The organism is Haloarcula pelagica (assembly GCF_030127105.1).
Classification (GTDB): domain Archaea; phylum Halobacteriota; class Halobacteria; order Halobacteriales; family Haloarculaceae; genus Haloarcula; species Haloarcula pelagica.
In genome coordinates this window covers 1458141-1475894 of the sequence record NZ_CP126161.1, presented here as the reverse complement: position 1 = coordinate 1475894, position 17754 = coordinate 1458141, and the positions used below count along the sequence as shown (strand labels likewise).

Here is a 17754-nt window from a genome sequence, read left to right as displayed (position 1 = left end):
ACTTTCATAACCGACTAATACGCACGACCGCAGTAGTGGAACGATGAACAGCGCAGTCGCGAGTGCGGTCCTGGCGCTCGTCGTCCTGACGGCCGGCTGTAGCGGTGTGGGCGACCTCCAGCAGTCGGGGCTGGTCGGCGACGCCGAGCACCCCCTCGCCGGGGAGACGGTCACCGTCGTCGTCGACGGGACACCGCGCGAGCGGGCGGTGACCGCCGCTGCGGCCCAGTACTGGAACGGGGCCGGCCAGCAGTACGTCGAGTTCAACGTCACACTCGACGTGGTCGCGGGCGACGGGAGCGAGCGGGACCCCGACGTGGTCGTCACGTACACGGAGTCGGTGACCGACTGCGGTGACGACGAGTTCTCGGCCGGGTGCGCCCCGCGGCCCAACGCGTCGACGGGACTCGAACGGCCCGCGGACATCGAGGTCCAGCGCGGCCTCTCGAACGAGTCGACGCTGCTGGTCGCGAAACACGAGTTCGGCCACCTGCTCGGGCTCCGCCACGACGACGAGCCCCAGTCGGTGATGTACCACGAACGCGACCTCTGGACCCGGGACCGACCGAACGCCAGCGAGCGCGCGCTCCCCTGGGACGACCCCGCACTCACCGTCGCCGTCCGGAACGGCTCGCTACCGGCCGAGGACCGCGTCGCCTACCGGCAAGAGGTCCAGTACGCGCTCGCGTACTTCGACGAGGGGGCCGACGGGGCGGTCCCTTCGAACCTCTCGCTCCAGTTCGTGGCGGACCCGTCGGCGGCCGACATCGTCGTCACGCCGGTCACGGACTCCGCGTGCCGGGACACGCGGGGATCGTGTTCGACGGTTCAGGGAACCGATCCCGACGAGGACGGCGCCATCGAGACGTACAGACGCGTCGAGATCGAGACACAGGGTGTCGATACTGACGCGGTCAGCTGGCACGTAGCCCGGCAGCTCGCACAGGCGGTCGGCGTCGCTGGCGACGAATTGCCCGCCGCACTGACGACCCGCGATCCCGAACAGCGCCGCGGACAGTGGCACGGGTAGGTCGATGGGTACAAGCCGTCGCCGCGTCCAGCTACCCGTATGAACGCCGACGACCTCGTCGAAGCAGTCCGTGACGACCAACAGACAGAGCTCTCGCGGCTGGGCTCCTCGAAGATGCTGTACGCCGACACCCGCGGTGAGATGGAGCCCGAGACGGTCACCGCCGCCGCCGCCGCCCGCGAACAGGCCGCCCACGAGACGTTCGACGCGTGGAGCGAGGACGCCGACGCTCCGTCGGTGTTCGCCGACGCCGCGGCCGGCGCCGCGGACCGACTCGAGGCGACCGACGCCGAGCCCGCCGACCGCGAGTTCGCCGTCTACGGCGTCCTCGCCGACTTCGACGGGACCGTCGAGCGACTCGGCGGACTCCTCGGCTGGACACTCGTCGACAAGAAGGTCAAGGAACAGCTCACCGGCTTCTTCACGGGGCAAGCCGACCCACAGACCGCCAGCACCTACCGGAGCGCCGGCAGCGATATCGAGGCGTTGCGCGCCGACGCCGGCGACGCCCTGGAGACGGTCTGTGAGAGCGACGCCGACTGGGACGCCGCCGAGACGGCTGCGATCGCGGTCGTCGAAGCGGCCTACGAGGAGTACTTCGAGACGCTTGAAGAACTGGGCGTCAACCCGAAGCCGGTCTGCTAAGCACACGCTAACTATCTGCCGTCGGTCCGACACTCGGACCATGCCCAAACACCACTACCGGTGTCACATCTGTGGCCGGGACTTCGACGGCTTCGAGGGACTGCGAACGCACACCGAGCGGCGACACGCCGACGGCAACGAGAAGTGGTGGCTGGTCGTCGAGGACCCCGACGACCTGCCGTTCGACGTACAGGAGCCCTAGTCCTCGGTGGCCGGCGACTCGCGGTTCCCGGGGCCACTGGGGAAGTAGAACTCCCGGTCGTCGCCGGTCTTGAACCGGCTCAACACGTCCCCGAGCGGGACGGCGTAGCGTCGGAGCGTGTCGGCCTGCTGGGTCACCTCGGTGAGTTCTGCAGCCTGTTCCTCGGCGGCGCCGGCGACCGTCTCGGCCTCGGCGGTCGTCTGCTCGCTGACCGACGACACCTCCGAGACCGTCGTCGCTACCTCGCGGAGACTCTCCAGTGGCGCCTCGAACGCCAGTTCGTCGTGGCGCTCGCTCTCGGCTTCGAGCCGCTGTGCCACGTCGTCGATCTCCTCGGAGATCGCCTGGAGTTGCTCCTGCTGGCGGTTGGCGTCGATCGAGACCGTCTGGATCGACTCGGCGATCTGTTCGGAGGCGTCCTGGAGGCTGTGAGCGCTGGCCTCGACGGTCTTGCCGGTCTCGGCCACCTCGTCGGCAAAGCGGGTCAACTGGCCGGTCGTCTTCTCCAGTTCGTTGATCATCTCGTTGAAGCCGCCGGCGATCCGGTCCATGGCGTCGTTCTCGCCGTTCTGTTCGAGTCGGACGGTGAGATCGCCCTCGGCACACCGAGCCAGCGTCTCGGAGTACTCGTCGGCGCGTTCCTGGAGGTAGTCGTTCATCGCGACGGCTTCCGCCCGGGAGACTTCGGCCTTCTTGCGGGCCTGCTCGGCCTCGTCGATCTGGGCTTTCAGGGACGACCGCATCTCGTCGAAGGCACCGGTGAGCCGGCCGATCTCGTCGGCTCGGGTGCGTCGCAGCGTGATATCCAGGTCGCCGGCTCTCATCCGCTCGGCCTTCTCGGTGAGTTCCGTCAGCGCGGTGCTGGTCCGCCGGCCGAACAGCAGTGTCGCCGACCCGAGGACGAGTAGCGGGACGAGGATCAGCCCGGCGATGGTCGTGGCGAGCTGGTCACGCAGGGCGTAGGCGTTCGCCTTCGGAACGTGGGTGACGACCGTCCAGTCGGTCCCCTCGACGGGCGCGTACCCCAGGACCGAGTCGGACCGCTGTCGGAACCCGGCGGTGTCGCTTCCCAGCGCCTGTTCGGGGACCGTCACGTCGTCGTGGGCCTGGCCGTAGACGAGCGACCCGAAGCCGTTGTGGACCGTCGTGAACGCGCCGTCGGTCGTCTGGTGGAAGCCCCCACGTACCGACAGCGCCGCCTCCACGACGACGACGTGTTCGGTGTTCCGCGGTGGCGCGCTGATGAACGCGACCACAGTCTCGTTGGTCGACGACTCGTAGGGCGTGTCTCCGACGACGACGTTCGAGATCGTGTCTGTCTCGTTGTCGATATCACCGCTCCGGGTCGCCCACGGCACCCCGCGGGCTCGCAGGTTCGTCCCCTCGGTCCCCGGGGTCGTACTCGCCATCACGGTCGCGTTACTGATCTTCACGTAGTGGATGGCGACGATATCCGAGCGTGCGTTTTGCAGACGGTTCAGCAGGTAGCTCCCGACTTCGTCTCTGTCGCCGCGCTGGAACGGTGCGGCCTCCGAGACCGTCCGCGTCTGATGTCGAAGCCCGTCGACCCACCCTTCGAGGCCGTCCGCCTGGAGCTGTGCAGTCGAGGCGGTCTGCTGTTGGACCTGTCGGTCGAGTGTTCCGGTCGCGCTCGTCGCGAAGAACGCCCCGACGCCCGCTGTCACCACCATCGCGACGACGACGAGCGCCACGTATTTGCGGACGAACCGACGGCGGATGACCGTCGGTAAGAGTCCGGTGCTGCCGCCGTCGTTATCTGTTTGTGACATGTGAAAACCGTCCGCAGTCTCGGTGATAAATCCCGTTCGTATATACGATGTATAGATTATCAGCCGCGCACATAGCGGTATATACCGGTCCGTGTCGTCGAGCCAACCACGCCGCTCAAGTCTGTCGGGCCCGACACTCGGGTAATGAGCGACGCCGGAGGCCCCCTCTCGATCGACCGGCCCGACGTAGACCGCCAGTTCAGCGTCGACGCACCCTTCGACCCCGCCGGCGATCAGCCCGAGGCCATCGAACAACTGGCCGAGGGGTTCCAGCAGGGGATGGACAAACAGACCCTGCTGGGTGTCACGGGATCGGGGAAGACGAACACCGTCTCCTGGCTGATCGAGGAGATCCAGAAACCGACGCTGGTCATCGCCCACAACAAGACGCTGGCAGCGCAACTGTACGAGGAGTTCCGGAACCTCTTCCCGGACAACGCCGTCGAGTACTTCGTCAGCTACTACGACTACTACCAACCGGAAGCGTACGTCGAGCAGACGGACACGTTCATCGACAAGGACGCCTCGATCAACGACGAGATCGATCGCCTGCGCCACTCGGCGACCCGGTCGCTGCTGACCCGGGACGACGTGATCGTCGTCGCGAGTGTCTCGGCCATCTACGGGCTGGGTGACCCGCGCAACTACGTCGACATGTCCCTCTCGCTTTCGGTCGGTCAGCGGATCGACCGCGACGAGGTGCTGGCCCGGCTGGTGGACCTGAACTACGAGCGCAACGACGTGGACTTCACGCAGGGGACCTTCCGCGTGCGCGGGGACACCCTCGAAATCTACCCGATGTACGGCCGCTACGCCGTCCGCGTGGAGTTCTGGGGCGACGAGATCGATCGGATGCTGAAGGTCGATCCGCTGGAAGGGGAGGTCGTGAGCGAGGACCCCGCGGCCCTGCTCCACCCGGCCGAACACTACTCGATCCCCGAACAGCGCCTCGAACGAGCCATCGAGGAGATCCGGGAACTGCTCGACGACCGTATCCGTTACTTCGAGCGCCAGGGCGACCACGTCGCCGCCCAGCGCATCGAGGAGCGGACCACCTTCGACATCGAGATGATGGAGGAGACCGGTTACTGCTCGGGGATCGAGAACTACTCGGTCCACCTCTCGGACCGGGAGAGCGGGGAGGCGCCCTACACACTGCTGGACTACTTCCCCGAAGAGTTCCTCACGGTGGTCGACGAGTCTCACCAGACGCTCCCGCAGATCCGCGGGCAGTTCGCGGGCGACAAATCGCGCAAGGAGAGCCTCGTCGAGAACGGCTTCCGCTTGCCGACGGCCTTCGACAACCGGCCGCTGACCTTCGAGGAGTTCGAGGACAAGACCGACCGGACGCTGTACGTCTCGGCGACGCCCGGCGACTACGAGCGCGAGGAGAGCGCACGGATCGTCGAACAGATCGTCCGCCCGACCCACCTGGTCGACCCGAAAGTGGAGGTCGCCGACGCCAGCGGCCAGGTCGAGGACCTGTTAGACCGGATCGACGAGCGGACCGACCGCGACGAGCGGGTGCTCGTGACGACCCTGACCAAACGGATGGCCGAGGACCTCACGGAGTATCTGGAGGAGGCCGGCGTTGACGTGGCCTACATGCACGACGAGACCGACACCCTCGAACGCCACGAACTCATCCGCTCGCTGCGCCTGGGTGAGATCGACGTACTCGTCGGGATCAACCTCCTCCGTGAAGGCCTGGACATCCCCGAGGTATCGCTCGTGGCGATCCTGGACGCCGACCAGGAGGGATTCTTGCGCTCGGAGACGACGCTCGTCCAGACGATGGGGCGGGCGGCCCGCAACGTCAACGGCGAGGTGGTGCTGTACGCAGACGACACCAGTTCGGCGATGGCCTCGGCGATCGAGGAGACCCAGCGTCGCCGGGGGATCCAACAGGAGTACAACCGGGAGCACGGCTTCGAACCGACGACCATCGAGAAGGAGATCGGCGAGACGAACCTCCCGGGCAGCGAGACCGACACCAGCGACGTGGCCGGCGACGGCCCCGAGGACGCCGAAGCGGCCGCCCGGCAGGTCGACCGCCTCGAAGAACGCATGGAGGAGGCCGCGAACAACCTGGAGTTCGAACTGGCCGCCGACATCCGGGACCGGATCCGCGAACTCCGCGAGGAGTTCGACCTGGCCGGCGGCGAGGACGACGACGGCGGCGTGCCGGCGCCCGGCCCCGAGTTCTGAGCGGGGGTATCGACAGCCGAATCCGGGGAACTGTTTTCCGCGTCCGTGACAATTTCCGTCCAAGTCACGCTTCCCGTGACACTCCCATGGACCTCGACGTGACACGCCGCCTCTCGCCCGCCGGACTCGTCGTCGCAGCGCTTGGCTTCCTCCTGACACGCTTTACCGTCACGCTGGCCGTCGCGGACGATCCGATGCAGTTCGTTCTGGCCGGCGTCGGCCCGCTGGTCCTCGGCCTCGGGCTGTCGGCGTTCGGGATCGCGCTGACGGTCGGCGAGTTCGACCGGTCGTTCGTCCGCTCGGTCGCTCTGTGGTGTCTCGCCGGGACCGCCGGGATGTTCGTCCTCGTCGCTTTGACCCTCGTAGGCAACAGTGGAATGGCCGCGATGGCGTCGACCCAGTCACAGACGTACCTCTCGAACTTCCTCATCGGCGGGAGCGTCGGCGGCGCGCTGACGGGTGTCTACGCCGGGCGGGTGACCCGCCAGCAACGGGACCTCCAGCAACAGGCCGCCAGACTGGACATGGTCAACCGCATCCTCCGTGACCGGGTGTTGAACGCGCTGACGGTCATCCGTGGTCGATCGGAGGTCGCACGGGGTCGTGAGGACGTGCCCGCCGACCAGACGCTCGGGGTCATCAGCGACCGCTCGGACGCGGTCCAGACGACCGTCGAGAACATGAAACACATCACCCGGAACGGCCAGTCGACGGGAGCGCTGGACCCAGTTGCGGTCGGCCCCGTAGTCGAGCGCGCCGTCCAGAGCGTCGAGCGCGAGTACCCGGCCGCGGAGTACGACTGTTCGCTCGACGCCGGCGCCGACATCTCCGTCCTGGCCAATTCGATGCTCTCGGCTGTCGTCGAACACCTCGTCGAAAACGCTGTGGTCTACAGCGACGCGGCGACGCCCCGCGTCTCGGTGTCGCTGTCGGCCACCGACCGGACAGTTCGACTCGCCGTGGCCGACAACGGTCCCGGGCTTCCCGAGCGCCAGCGGGACCTGCTCGAACGCGGCGCAGTCGGCCAGTACGAGGACCGCTCGACCGGGTTCGGCCTCGATCTAGTCCGCCTGCTCGTCGACAGTTACGGCGGGACGACGGACGCGACTGTCACGGAGGAGGGAACCACCGTCGAGATCACGCTCCCGCGGGTGACCGACAGCGACGAGCGCCCCGCTCTCGGCGACGAGACGGTGTACGGGATCCCGTCCCGCCGGATCGTCGTCGCGGTCGCCGCGTCGCTGTCGGCAGGCGCCGTGATGGCGGTCCCGCTGCAGGTTCTCGCCGGGAGCGTCCCCGTCATCGGCGCGCTGTACGGCGTCGAGAACCTCTGGATCGGGTGGATCACCCACGGGTTCCACAGCGTCGTCTTCGGGCTCGTCTACGCGGCGCTCGTGGTGGGCATCCCGTCCTCGTACGGCGGCCGAACCCGGTACGTCGGGGTCGCGGTCGTCTGGTCGGTGCTGTTGTGGCTCGTGGCGGCCGGCCTCGTGATGCCGCTGTGGCTCTCGGCGCTCGGGATCGAGACGCAGTTCCCGAACCTCACGCTCGCGTCGCTCGTCGGCCACTTACTCTGGGGGCTCTCGCTCTCCGGGTTCTACTGGTTCGGGACACAGCGGCTCATGGCGTCGGGCTGATCACCAGTCCAGTGAGCCGCCGCTCTGGTACTCGGTGACCTGTGTCTCGAAGAAGTTCTTCTCCTTGTTGAGGTCGACGGCCTCGCTCATCCAGGGGAACGGGTTGTCCGTCCCGTAGCTGGGATCGAGGTCGAGCTGTCCCAGCCGGCGGTCGGCGATGTACTCGACGTACTCGGCGAACTGGGCCGGGCTCATTCCCAGTACGTCCTCGGGACAGGCCTCCCTGGCGTAGAGCTGTTCGAGGTCGACGGCCCGTTCGATCAGGTCCCGGACCTCGCGGTCGAACTCGTCGGTCCAGGCGTCGGGGTGTTCCCGCCGGATCGCATCGATCAGGTCGACGCCGAAGCCGACGTGCAGCGACTCGTCACGCATGATGTACTCGAACTGCTGGCCGATGCCGACCATCTTCCCCTGGCGTTTCAACGCGAGCATCATCGCGAAGCCGGCGTAGAAGAAGATCCCCTCCATGATGACGTAAAAGCCCACCAGATCCCGCAGGAGGGCACGAACGTCGGCGGTAGTCTCCAGCCGGAAGGAGTCGTCGTCCAGGCGCTTCGTGAGGTCGACGACGAACTCGTCTTTCTCGGCGATCGAGGGGACTCGATCGTACATGCCATAGAGGTACTCGGGCTCGAACCCCAGCGAGTCACAGCAGTAGATGAACGTGTCCGTGTGGATCGCCTCCTCGTAGGCCTGGCGCAGGAGGTACTGGCGACACTCGGGTGCGGTGACGTACTCGTACAGCGCCAGGACGATGTTGTTCGCGGTCAGGGACTCGGCCGTCGAGAAGAACCCGAGGTTCCACTCCACGAGCTGTTTCTCGGCGTCGGTCAGTGTGCCGTCGGACCACTGGGTGATGTCGTCCTGCATCGGGATCTCGCTCGGCACCCAGTTGTTGGCGACACCGTCCTCGTAGTACTGACGCGCCCAGTCGTAGTCGATCGGCAGTATCTTGTTCGGATCGTGCTCGGTGTCGTGGTTCAGGAGTGGCATCTGTGTAGTGGTGTCGCTGTCGTCACTGGCAGGCGTCACAGGTCGGGTCCTCGACACGGGCGAGATCGTCGCTCTCGCTCGCCCCGGTCGAGCCCGTCTCGCGGTGCTGTGTCCGCCCGTACTCGCGCATGTCGATGGTCGACTTCTCGATCTGGGAGGCCCCCAGCGTGCGGAGGTAGTAGGTCGTCTTCAGCCCCAGTTCCCAGGCGGTCGTGTAGACTTCGTCCAGTAGCGAGCCGTCCGTGCTGGGGAAGAAGACGTTGTGCGAGACCGACTGGTCGATCCACTGGCCCCGGTGGGCCGTCAGCCGAAGCTGGTGGCGCGGGTCGATTTCGAAGGCGCTCCGGTACAGCTCGCGGGTCTCCTCGGGGATCGCGTCGATATCCTGGATGGCGCCGTCCTCGACTTTGACGCGGTCGCGTAGCTCCTCGTCCCACAGCCCCGCCTCACGGAGGTCGGCGACGAGGCGGTCGTTGACGACGGTGAAGTCCCCGCTCATGTTCGACTTCACGTAGAGGTTCGAGTAGATCGGCTCGATAGAGGGGGTCGTGCCGTTGATCGTCGAGATCGTCGCCGTCGGCGCGACCGCCATCGTGTTGGAGTTGCGCATCCCGTGGGTCTCGACGTGGTCGCGGACGCGGTCCCAGTCCAGGGTCTCCGAACGGTCCGTCGGAATCTCCCGACCGCGCTCTGCTTCCAGCAGGTCGACGGTGTCGTGCGGGAGGAGTCCCCGGTCCCATTTGCTGCCCTCGTAGGTCTCGTAGGGCTCGCGTTCTTTCGCCAGCCGTGAGCTGTTCAAGATTGCGTGGTAGGAGACGAACTCCTGCCACCGGTTGGCGGCCTCGACGGCGTCCTCGGTGGCCATCGGCGTCCCCACCTCCATGAGCGCCTCGTGAAAGCCCATCACGCCGAGCCCGACCGGCCGATGACGCATGTTCGAGTACTCGGCTTCCTCGGTCGGGTAGAAACACAGGTCGACGACGTTGTCGAGCATCCGCATCGCCGTCTCGATGGTCTCGGCGAGTCGCTCGCGGTCGAGCCTCGCGGTCGATTCCGACCGCTCGGTCTCCGTGGAACTCCGTTCCGCGCTCTCCCCGTCTTCGACGTGGGTCGCGAGGTTGACGCTGCCGAGGTTGCAGACGGCGTGTTCCTCCTGGCTCGTGTTCAGCGTGATCTCCGTACAGAGGTTCGAGGAGTGGACGGTCCCGACGTGGTCCTGTGGCGAGCGGACGTTACAGGGGTCTTTGAACGTCAGCCAGGGGTGGCCGGTCTCGAAGAGGCGTGTCAGCGTCTGGCGCCACAGTTCGGTGGCGTCGACCCGCTCGTACTGACGCAGTTCCCCCGCATCGGCCTGGGCCTCGTAGGCCTCGTAGCGCTCCGCGAACGCCTGGCCGTAGGTGTCGTGGAGGTCGGGCACCTCGTCGGGGCTGAACAGCGTCCACTGCTCGTCGTTCGCGACCCGCTCCATGAACAGATCCGGGATCCAGGCGGCGGTGTTCATATCGTGGGTTCGGCGGCGCTCGTCGCCGGTGTTTCGCCGCAGATCGATGAAATCCGGGAAATCGAGGTGCCAGCAGGCCAGGTACGCACACGCGGCCCCGCGGCGCTTCCCCGAGCGGTTGATCGCGGCGGTCACGTCGTTCGAGATTTTCAGAAACGGCACCGTCCCGGTGGACTCGACGCCCGTCGACCGGATGAGCGACCCCGCCGCCCGGAGGTTCGTCCAGTCGTTGCCCAGGCCGCCGCTCCACTTCGAGAGCTGTGCGTGGTGTTTGTACGCCTCGAAGATACCCTCGAGATCGTCCTCGACGGTCGTCAGGTAACACGAGGAGAGTTGTGGGTGGGTCGTCCCGCTGTGAAACAGCGTCGGTGAGGAGGGCGTAAACTCCAGCTTCGAGAGGACGGCGTAGAACTCCTCGGCACGACGCTGGGGGTTGTCTTCCTCCAGCGCGAGTCCCATCGCGACGCGCATCCAGAACGCCTGTGGCAGTTCCAGCGGTTCGTCGTCGGTGGTCGTCAGGAAGTACCGCTGGGCCAGCGTCTCCATGGCCATGTACTCGAACTGCCCGTCCCGGTCGGGGACCAGCGTCTCCGCCAGCGCGTCGAGGTCGAACCGCTCTGTCATCCGTTCGTCGAGGAGATCTATCTCGACGCCCCGCCGGATGTTCTCGACGAAGGTCTCCCGATAAGCGTCGGCGAGTTCTCCACCCTGCAGGTCCTCGCCGATGACGGTCTCGTAGTAGCGCTGTCTGAACACACGTGCGGCGATCCGTTTGTACTCCGGAGCGCGTTCGATCCGTGCGGTCAGCGACTGGAGGACGGCTTCGTAGATCTCCTCGCGGCCGGCGCCGGCGTAGAGGTTCCGCTCGATCTCCGATCGGAGTGTCTCGATCGTCTCGTCGGTCAGTACGGCTTCGCTGTCGGTCCGTGCCCGGTCGAGGATCGATCGGACACGGTCGGTCGTCGTCGATTGCGTACTCATGGTCTGTGGCTGGCGACAGCCGTGGCTGGCCGTGGTCGTCACTGGGACCCGCTCGTGGCCTCGAACCGCCGGATATCGCCGTACCCTGCGCTGTTCGACGCGACTGTAATAAAACTACCCCAACTAACTTTGTATAGGACAAACGAGTTTGTATTGGGCGGCCGAGAGTGATCTGGTGTCGGGGAGGTCCGGGGACCACAACCTCGGAGGGCGAAAATGATGTGTGCCTTCTATTCAAGAATATCTTGAGAATATAAATTCAACTTACCGGGGTCTATTTATTTGTCCACTTACATTTGTGCTCTCGTCGGTGTTGAGCATCCACTCCATCCCGCCGCAGAATCTCAGGCATCCGAGACAGATACGGCTCACGGAGAGCCCAGTGTTTCCGAGCGAGGTGTACCCTATTGTTAGATGTCTCCGTTTCGGATGTCCGCTATGCGCTGTCGATCGTAGAGCCGCTCATCACGGGCGAATTCATCGGGGAATAGCTGCTTTGCGGCGCGCTCAGTCTTCGAGAGGTTGATAATCGGCCCCTGATACATTCCACCCGCCGGGTAGACATCGCCATTCTGGACCGCCGTGAGCTGGCTTGCCGTGTTATGGTCCTGTAAGAACGCAAGATACGTTTCCCGGAAATCCGAGTGCGTCCACTGTTTGTCGGTGTAGAACATCAATATCTCCGGGTCGATCTCTAGAAGCGGTTCGTAGTCGATGGAGCCGCGATCCGACGTGAAACTCTTGATGTTCGAGCCCTCAAAAGCGTCGCTCACCCCGAGGTCGTGCCAGTGTTTGTATGCCGTCGTGTCACCGAGTCGGTACGGATAAAACTTCTCCGGCTCGGTTGAGGCCGGGGACAGGAGCCCGATTGCTGGACGCTCGCTCTTGGGTGGCAGTCGGTCCTGTATCTCTGTAACGGTCTCGTCGTGTAGCGTTCGGAGTGCCTCGAAGCGGTCCGTTCGCTGGAACACCTCGGCGACCTTCTCGGTCGCCTCGTATAGCGAGTAGTACGGGTAGCTCTCGTGCCAGGAGTAGGTTGAGAAACTCGTGTTCCCGCAGAACGGCGCGACCCGCTCGCTCATCTCGTCAACATCCGAACGCTCCCAGTTTGGAATGAGGTTTATCATGTAGTTCGGATCGATGAAGTGGATCCCCGCATCGATTTCAAGGAAGAGTTCCTTCGAGATGCCGTCCTGCCAGAGAGAGACCATATCCTCTTTGCTCGTTGAGAGGCCGGGGATATCCTCGTAGTGCCACGTTCGGTACTCGCCGGTGAGAACGACGGCGCTTGGTTTGTCCATCCCGAGGGCCACACCCATGTCGGCCCAACTCGCGTTCTCAGCGACCCACGTTTTCGGAACCGCGTCGAACGACACCTCGCCCACCGGCTCAATCGTCACCGAGTAGGAGCTATCTTCGGTCGTCGTAGTCTCCGTCGCTGTCTTCGTTGGTGTCTCTGTTGAGCTGGCCGTTCCAGAGCCACCGTCGCTGTCACCAGTACAGCCGGCGAGCAGCCCACCGCCGACGACTGCCCCGCCGTACTTGATGTAATCACGCCGCGTCGGTGCCTTGTGTTCGCTGGATTCGTCCGCCATACGTTTTAGGCCAGCCTAAATATAGAAAACAGTTACGAAGTTTAGGCCAACCGAATCCCTCAGCAGGGGGCTTCGCAGAGTGGACAATCGGACGCTATCCGGGAACGCGAGCCCGCAGTGCGGACACTCCCGTCGTCGAGCAAGGTCATTACCTCAACCACGTTGCCGCTCTCATCTCGGACCGACTTGACCATACCGACTCACGCTGGAGCTGACCCGGACTGCTCATCAGCCTGACCCCGCTGTCCTCGTCGGTCAGGAATATTAAATGGGGAGTAGTGAGTTCCTCGAAGACCTTCGGTCGCGTGGGCTACGTTTTGGACCGCCCGTAGTGCACGCTTACGGGCCTCAGCATCAGCCGCACCGAACCAGTCGAATCACACCACTATTTCCCTCATGCGTGCCTTAGCGAAGGAGATAGATCAAGTGGCCTGGTGGCTGGTCTGGTTTTCTCATCGGAGCAGCTGGTATGTGAGTCGCTTGCACGACTAGTCGCTTCAATCCAGTGGTTCTTCGCTGGCCTGCGAAACCCCTACTGAGCACTCCTTCGACGAACGTGGATGGTTCAGACGAGACCGTGGCCACTTCCATCCCGCCGATACAAGCGAGAATCGATGTCGGAGACGTTGGACCCGCTTTCGGATCGTGCCTGCCGGATGACCCACGCGTACAAGACCGGAATTGAGCTCAGCGAAACAATACGGGATGGGGCGTGTCTCCGGGCGGCTGTGAGTGAAGCCACTCTCTACACAGAGCATCTTGAAGACGGCTATCCGGAGTGGCACCCTGCACCCGATTCGTTTCGGGGGATGCTCCGGCTGTTCATCTATCGGGAGATGACGGACGACAGTTACCGGACCCTCGAAACGTACCAGGAACTCGCTGAACCGTTCGGGTTAGATCACGTTCCCGACGAGGCAGTGCTCTCTCGTACGTGGTGGAACCGATTCGACGAAGGGGGCCGAGAGTACGTGACCGTCGCGGCGCATTTCGTCGTCAAGGAGATTCATGATCACGGTCCCGCAGTCCCCGCGGTGCGCCCGAAAGAGGAGGTCACCGACTCGAACTCGGAGTCGACCGACGACGATGAGCAGGACGAGTCTGGGAGCAATGAGTTCTCAGACGAGCAGATTCGCCGGACGACACGCCTCGCACGGGACCACGCCTTCGACGGATTCGACTCTGGCCGAGCGCAGAACGCCTCCTACGAAGATACGCAGTTCTTCGAGCTCCAGACGTTCATGGGAATGGTCGGCTGTGGTACCGCGCAGGGTGCTGTACGGTTTCAGTTCAGACAGGGTAAGGAGTACGGTCCGCATGGAGACACGCATCTGCGGGCAGTCAAGCAATTCGAGCCAGAAGCGCTGATCGAGGGCTTCGATAAGGCGAGTGACCGGTTGCTCTCGGCTATCGCCTCGGAGGCATCGTTTCAGCGTCCGGTCACTGCAGCAATCGACATCACGACGATCCCGTACTACGGCGACCTAGAGGGAATGTCGATGGTCAGTGGGATGCAGGGCGAGGAAGAACGGGCATTCAAATTTGCGACGCTCTCGATTGTCGGCGAGAACATCCCACTGGTGCTCGCTGTGGAGCCAATTCGGGAGAGTTCAGCGTGGGATAGGAATCCGCCGAATCAGGTTCACCGTGTCGTCCGGCGACTCGTGACACGAGCGAAAGAATACGTCCCTGTAGAGACCGTGCTGTGTGACCGCGAGTTCGATTCCAAGAACGTCTACCAGACGCTCTCGAATCTCGGCGTAAACTATCTCATCCCGAAGCGGATCAACAGCACTGAGCGCAAGGTCATCGAGACGATGGATGCCGATGGGCAAGGCGTGGCGGTTGAATCGGCGTCCGTTCATCTCGAATCGGGCAGTCACTCGATGCAGTTCCTCTACGTCCCGTCGACAAATGGTGAGGGAACGACTGTCTTCGCAACGAATCTCCGCGTCGGCCCAGAGGAAGCCGAGTCGTTCTGTCGGCGGTACAGCCGCCGCTGGCAGATCGAGAACGAGTACAAGTCGATCAAGAACGATTTCCTCGCGAAGACCTCATCGAAGGACTACAGAGTGAGATTGTTCTACTTCGTGTTCGCGGTCTTGCTCTACAACATTTGGCGACTCACGGACTTCCTGCTGAAAGCGGGTGTTGACGGCGAGATGGACTATGCCCATGTGTTGACTGCGGGTGAGTGTGTGGAACTGATCGCCTCGGCGTTAATCCCGCCCGACTGACCGGTCGCTTCCCTGCCGGGTTCGCCACCTGAGAGTGGCAACGCTATCCAGCAACGCCAGAATCCTGCAGATTTTGGACGTTCTCTTGGCAGTTTGAACCATGACAGTTCAAAATTGGTTCTCTATTGGTGAATAGAACACGAATCGACGGCGACTGGGCCCAAAACTGGCCTATCCTCCGAAACTGTGCAGGGACGCCGCGACGGATTTGATATCGCGGCATACAATTTATCGATGATTTGGGCGCAGTTTCTCTCGATCGACGACGATCGGGCCGAAACGGCCTCTAATCGTCGATCTCGCCGCTATCGCCGTCCATGCCTGCGAGTGGCCCTCCCTCATGCCCAAACGCTTCTGTGGCTGGCAGTCGAGCGGCCGACATGGTCGCCGACGGTACCGTCGCTGTCGACGGGAGCACGATCCACTATCTCGAAGCGGGCGACGACGCCGCGCAGACGGTCGTCCTGCTTCACGGGGGCATCATCGACGCTGCAGGGGTCACCTGGCCGCCGGTCATCGACCGGCTCGCTACCGACTATCACGTCGTCGCGCCGGACCTGCTGGGGTACGGCGAGAGCGACGTCCCACCCGGCCCGTACTCGATCGGGCGACACGCGACGGTCGTCGGTGACTTTCTCGACGAACTCGGCTTGGACGGCGTCACGCTCGTCGGCCACTCCATGGGCGGGGGCGTCGCCATCCAACTCGCGCTCGATCGGCCCTCCCTCGTCGAGACGCTCGTGCCGATCGACGCCTACGGCCTCGGTACCGACCTGCCGAACGGCCGCCTCTCGTATCTCCTCGCACAGGTTCAGGTGTTCAACCGGGTCGCTATCGCACTGTTCCGGCACAGTAGGCGGTTCACCAGGGCCAGCCTCGACGGTATCGTCCACGACCTCGACGCGCTGCCGGCCGACGCCGTCGACGCGGTCTACGAGGAGGTACAGCGGCCGACGGCCGGCGCGGCCTTCCGGCGCTTCCGCGAGGCAGAGGTCACCAGTTCGGGCTACCGGACGACCTTCCTCGACCGGTTCGAGGAGGTGGCGGTTCCGGTCAGGCTCGCCCACGGCGTACACGACGACCTGTTCCCCCTCGCGTGGGCACAGCGGGCGGCCGACCGGATCCCCGACGCGTCGCTGTGCGTGTTCGAGGACTGTGCTCACTGGGCCCCACGTGAGAATCCAGATGCCGTCGCCGAGCACGTTCTATCCGCCGTCGACGGACAGTAGCGCCTTCGTTCGCGCCGTCTACCGGCGAGTCGGGTATCCCGCGATCGCCAGGTGATAAACCGATAACGGATATACAGAACCCGTTTCCGCCCCATTGATGGTGTCGGGCGACGTCGTCACTCACCGGACCCAACGGAGTCAGTGTCGAGGACGAAGAGCGGGTCGCGTCGAGAGGCGTACTCCCCTTCCTCGACGTGGTCGAACATCTCGACGTCTCTCACCACTGCTTGCCCGTCGAACAACCGCTGGAGGTACGTCCGGTAGAGCCGTACGCTGCGGCTGGGGTCGATCGGGCGCTGCGCTGGAACGTACATGTCCCCCGGCGGTTCGTAGAACAACCGACTCGTCCGCTGTGCGACGTGTTTCAGCATCCGGGTTGCTGGCTCGACACCGTACGCACGGAGCCAGTGGTGCTGGACAGTCAACAGCAACGTGAGGTCCGTCGCCGGGAGGTCGTCAACCGTCTCGGGTGTCACCCGATGGTGTCGAAATCGTACGTTCTCGTCGTCACCGAATGTCGCCTCCGCGCGTTCGTACCGGGCTTCGGTCGCCTCCACTCCGGTCGCTTCGAGCCCGCATTCGGCGACGGCCTTCGTGAAGTACCCTTCCGCACAGCCGATATCGAGCGCGGTGCGATGCTGACTCTCGACGTACTGTTCGAGGAACGCCCACCGGGCTTCGTTGTCGACCCGGAGTGGACAGTAGGGGTCTGTGGAGTGGCGGTCGTCGCACATCAGTGTCGAACTGCGTCGAGACGGTTGTTCATCTCCGCTTCGATGCTGGCCGCGAGTTCGTCTGTCGGTTCGTCCGTCGACGCGGCGATCTTGTCGACGAAGCCCACCGTGCCGAGGTATCGGACCGCGTCGTAGATCTCCCGTCGGTCGTCGAGTCCGGGTGGCAGTGATCCGGAACGGCGTCGGTAGCCGTCGTGGAGTGCGCTCACCAGTCGTTCGTCGTCGATTCCGCGCGATTCGAGTAACTGGTCCCGTGCTCTGTGAAGCTCTCGTGCCGGGTCGCCGACGTGTGCGAGTTCCCAGTCGACGAAGCCGATTGCCGCTCGGCTCCGGAAGATGTTCGGCATCGCTGGGTCCCCGTGAACCAGTACCGCCGGTGCGCGGTCGAGTCGTTCGCTGTGTGCCTCGACGACATCGATTACCGCGTCGAAATACTGCTCGAATCGGTTCGCGGAGGCTATCTCTCTGGTCATCTCTATCCGGTCGACGAGAACGTCGCTCCAGGCCCCGGTGTCGAGGACGAGTCCGTCGGCGTCACCCGCAACGATGTGGCCGTGGCGGTCGAACTGTCGGTCGTTGACCGTCGCCAGCGCCGCGCCGATCTGCTCCAGCGCCCGCCGCCGTTCTGGTCGCTCCAACTGGTCCCACTGTGGTGCAAGTCCCTGTTGGCTCATCGGTGCCGTCACGAGATACGGGTGGGGGGCGCTGTCTGCACTCGCGACCACCGGCGGGACCGTCACGTCGCAGTGTCTCCGGACGTAGTCGAGGACGGCGCGCTCCCGGGCGACCCGCGACCCGTCACCGTCGGCCGCGAGTTTCAGGAACACCTGCTCACCGTCGGCAAACATCACACGCACGGTCTCGTTCAGGTCGTTCCAGGACGGCCCCGCCTGTGTCACTGTCTCGACCTCCCGTGTCGGAAACGCGTCGGCCAGGGCTGCATCGACTGTCATCGGCTCTCCTCCCTCCCGG

13 protein-coding genes are annotated in these 17754 nt (G+C 64.4%); 7 read left to right on the top strand and 6 right to left on the bottom strand.

Features of this window, described 5'->3' with window-relative positions:
- Window positions 1–43 precede the first annotated feature (43 nt).
- The 3 genes from P1L40_RS07685 to P1L40_RS07675 are packed head-to-tail and all read left to right on the top strand — an operon-like array spanning window position 44 to window position 1877.
- A complete protein-coding gene (locus P1L40_RS07685) occupies window positions 44–1030 on the top strand; it encodes a matrixin family metalloprotease (RefSeq protein ID WP_284010745.1) in 987 nt (328 codons plus the stop codon).
- 39 nt (window positions 1031–1069) lie between these two features.
- On the top strand, window positions 1070–1675 hold the full coding sequence (locus tag P1L40_RS07680) for a rubrerythrin family protein (RefSeq protein ID WP_284010744.1): 606 nt from the start codon (window positions 1070–1072) through the stop codon (window positions 1673–1675).
- Window positions 1676–1715: 40 nt separating this feature from the next.
- Window positions 1716–1877, top strand: coding sequence for a C2H2-type zinc finger protein (locus P1L40_RS07675; protein ID WP_284010743.1), 162 nt, complete (start codon window positions 1716–1718; stop codon window positions 1875–1877).
- On the opposite strand, the gene P1L40_RS07670 is transcribed toward P1L40_RS07675, so the two are convergent.
- Window positions 1874–3667, bottom strand: coding sequence for a methyl-accepting chemotaxis protein (locus tag P1L40_RS07670; RefSeq protein WP_284010742.1), 1794 nt, complete (start codon window positions 3665–3667; stop codon window positions 1874–1876). The two genes, P1L40_RS07675 and P1L40_RS07670, sit on opposite strands and share 4 nt — an antisense overlap.
- A gap of 144 nt (window positions 3668–3811) precedes the next feature.
- Here P1L40_RS07670 and uvrB point away from each other — a divergent pair, with 144 nt between their 5' ends.
- A complete protein-coding gene (gene uvrB, locus P1L40_RS07665; protein WP_284010741.1) occupies window positions 3812–5875 on the top strand; it encodes an excinuclease ABC subunit UvrB in 2064 nt (687 codons plus the stop codon).
- Between the two features lie 86 nt (window positions 5876–5961).
- On the top strand, window positions 5962–7512 hold the full coding sequence (locus tag P1L40_RS07660; protein ID WP_284010740.1) for a sensor histidine kinase: 1551 nt from the start codon (window positions 5962–5964) through the stop codon (window positions 7510–7512).
- Here P1L40_RS07660 and P1L40_RS07655 read toward each other — a convergent pair whose 3' ends face one another.
- The 3 genes from P1L40_RS07655 to P1L40_RS07645 form a co-directional block, all read right to left on the bottom strand.
- Complete coding sequence (locus P1L40_RS07655) at window positions 7513–8505, bottom strand: ribonucleotide-diphosphate reductase subunit beta (RefSeq protein ID WP_284011116.1); 993 nt, start codon at window positions 8503–8505, stop codon at window positions 7513–7515.
- Between the two features lie 22 nt (window positions 8506–8527).
- Complete coding sequence (locus P1L40_RS07650; protein ID WP_284010739.1) at window positions 8528–10987, bottom strand: ribonucleoside-diphosphate reductase subunit alpha; 2460 nt, start codon at window positions 10985–10987, stop codon at window positions 8528–8530.
- Window positions 10988–11397: 410 nt separating this feature from the next.
- Entirely contained in the window at window positions 11398–12582 is a 1185-nt protein-coding gene (locus P1L40_RS07645) for an ABC transporter substrate-binding protein (RefSeq protein WP_284010738.1), read from the bottom strand.
- A gap of 614 nt (window positions 12583–13196) precedes the next feature.
- On the opposite strand from P1L40_RS07645, the gene P1L40_RS07640 reads away from it, so the two are divergent.
- Together P1L40_RS07640 and P1L40_RS07635 are read left to right on the top strand one after the other, a co-directional pair.
- Window positions 13197–14819: a transposase gene (locus P1L40_RS07640; RefSeq protein ID WP_419181193.1), complete on the top strand. Its 1623-nt coding sequence runs from the start codon at window positions 13197–13199 to the stop codon at window positions 14817–14819.
- A gap of 380 nt (window positions 14820–15199) precedes the next feature.
- Window positions 15200–16048: an alpha/beta fold hydrolase gene (locus P1L40_RS07635; protein ID WP_284010736.1), complete on the top strand. Its 849-nt coding sequence runs from the start codon at window positions 15200–15202 to the stop codon at window positions 16046–16048.
- Window positions 16049–16164: 116 nt separating this feature from the next.
- On the opposite strand, the gene P1L40_RS07630 is transcribed toward P1L40_RS07635, so the two are convergent.
- A complete protein-coding gene (locus P1L40_RS07630) occupies window positions 16165–16782 on the bottom strand; it encodes a class I SAM-dependent methyltransferase (RefSeq protein WP_284010735.1) in 618 nt (205 codons plus the stop codon).
- Window positions 16782–17735, bottom strand: a complete 954-nt coding sequence (locus P1L40_RS07625; RefSeq protein WP_284010734.1) for a phosphotransferase family protein — start codon at window positions 17733–17735, stop codon at window positions 16782–16784. The genes P1L40_RS07630 and P1L40_RS07625 overlap by 1 nt, the downstream gene beginning before the upstream one ends.
- Window positions 17736–17754 lie beyond the last annotated feature (19 nt).

Excerpts from the sequence above, each read along its gene's own strand:
- P1L40_RS07685 (WP_284010745.1), top strand. The coding sequence starts at position 44 with ATGAACAGCGCAGTCGCGAGTGCGGTCCTGGCGCTCGTCGTCCTGACG.
- P1L40_RS07680 (WP_284010744.1), top strand. The coding sequence starts at position 1,070 with ATGAACGCCGACGACCTCGTCGAAGCAGTCCGTGACGACCAACAGACA.
- P1L40_RS07675 (WP_284010743.1), top strand. The coding sequence starts at position 1,716 with ATGCCCAAACACCACTACCGGTGTCACATCTGTGGCCGGGACTTCGAC.
- P1L40_RS07670 (WP_284010742.1), bottom strand. The coding sequence starts at position 3,667 with ATGTCACAAACAGATAACGACGGCGGCAGCACCGGACTCTTACCGACG.
- uvrB (WP_284010741.1), top strand. The coding sequence starts at position 3,812 with ATGAGCGACGCCGGAGGCCCCCTCTCGATCGACCGGCCCGACGTAGAC.
- P1L40_RS07660 (WP_284010740.1), top strand. The coding sequence starts at position 5,962 with ATGGACCTCGACGTGACACGCCGCCTCTCGCCCGCCGGACTCGTCGTC.
- P1L40_RS07655 (WP_284011116.1), bottom strand. The coding sequence starts at position 8,505 with ATGCCACTCCTGAACCACGACACCGAGCACGATCCGAACAAGATACTG.
- P1L40_RS07650 (WP_284010739.1), bottom strand. The coding sequence starts at position 10,987 with ATGAGTACGCAATCGACGACGACCGACCGTGTCCGATCGATCCTCGAC.
- P1L40_RS07645 (WP_284010738.1), bottom strand. The coding sequence starts at position 12,582 with ATGGCGGACGAATCCAGCGAACACAAGGCACCGACGCGGCGTGATTAC.
- P1L40_RS07640 (WP_419181193.1), top strand. The coding sequence starts at position 13,197 with ATGTCGGAGACGTTGGACCCGCTTTCGGATCGTGCCTGCCGGATGACC.
- P1L40_RS07635 (WP_284010736.1), top strand. The coding sequence starts at position 15,200 with ATGGTCGCCGACGGTACCGTCGCTGTCGACGGGAGCACGATCCACTAT.
- P1L40_RS07630 (WP_284010735.1), bottom strand. The coding sequence starts at position 16,782 with ATGTGCGACGACCGCCACTCCACAGACCCCTACTGTCCACTCCGGGTC.
- P1L40_RS07625 (WP_284010734.1), bottom strand. The coding sequence starts at position 17,735 with ATGACAGTCGATGCAGCCCTGGCCGACGCGTTTCCGACACGGGAGGTC.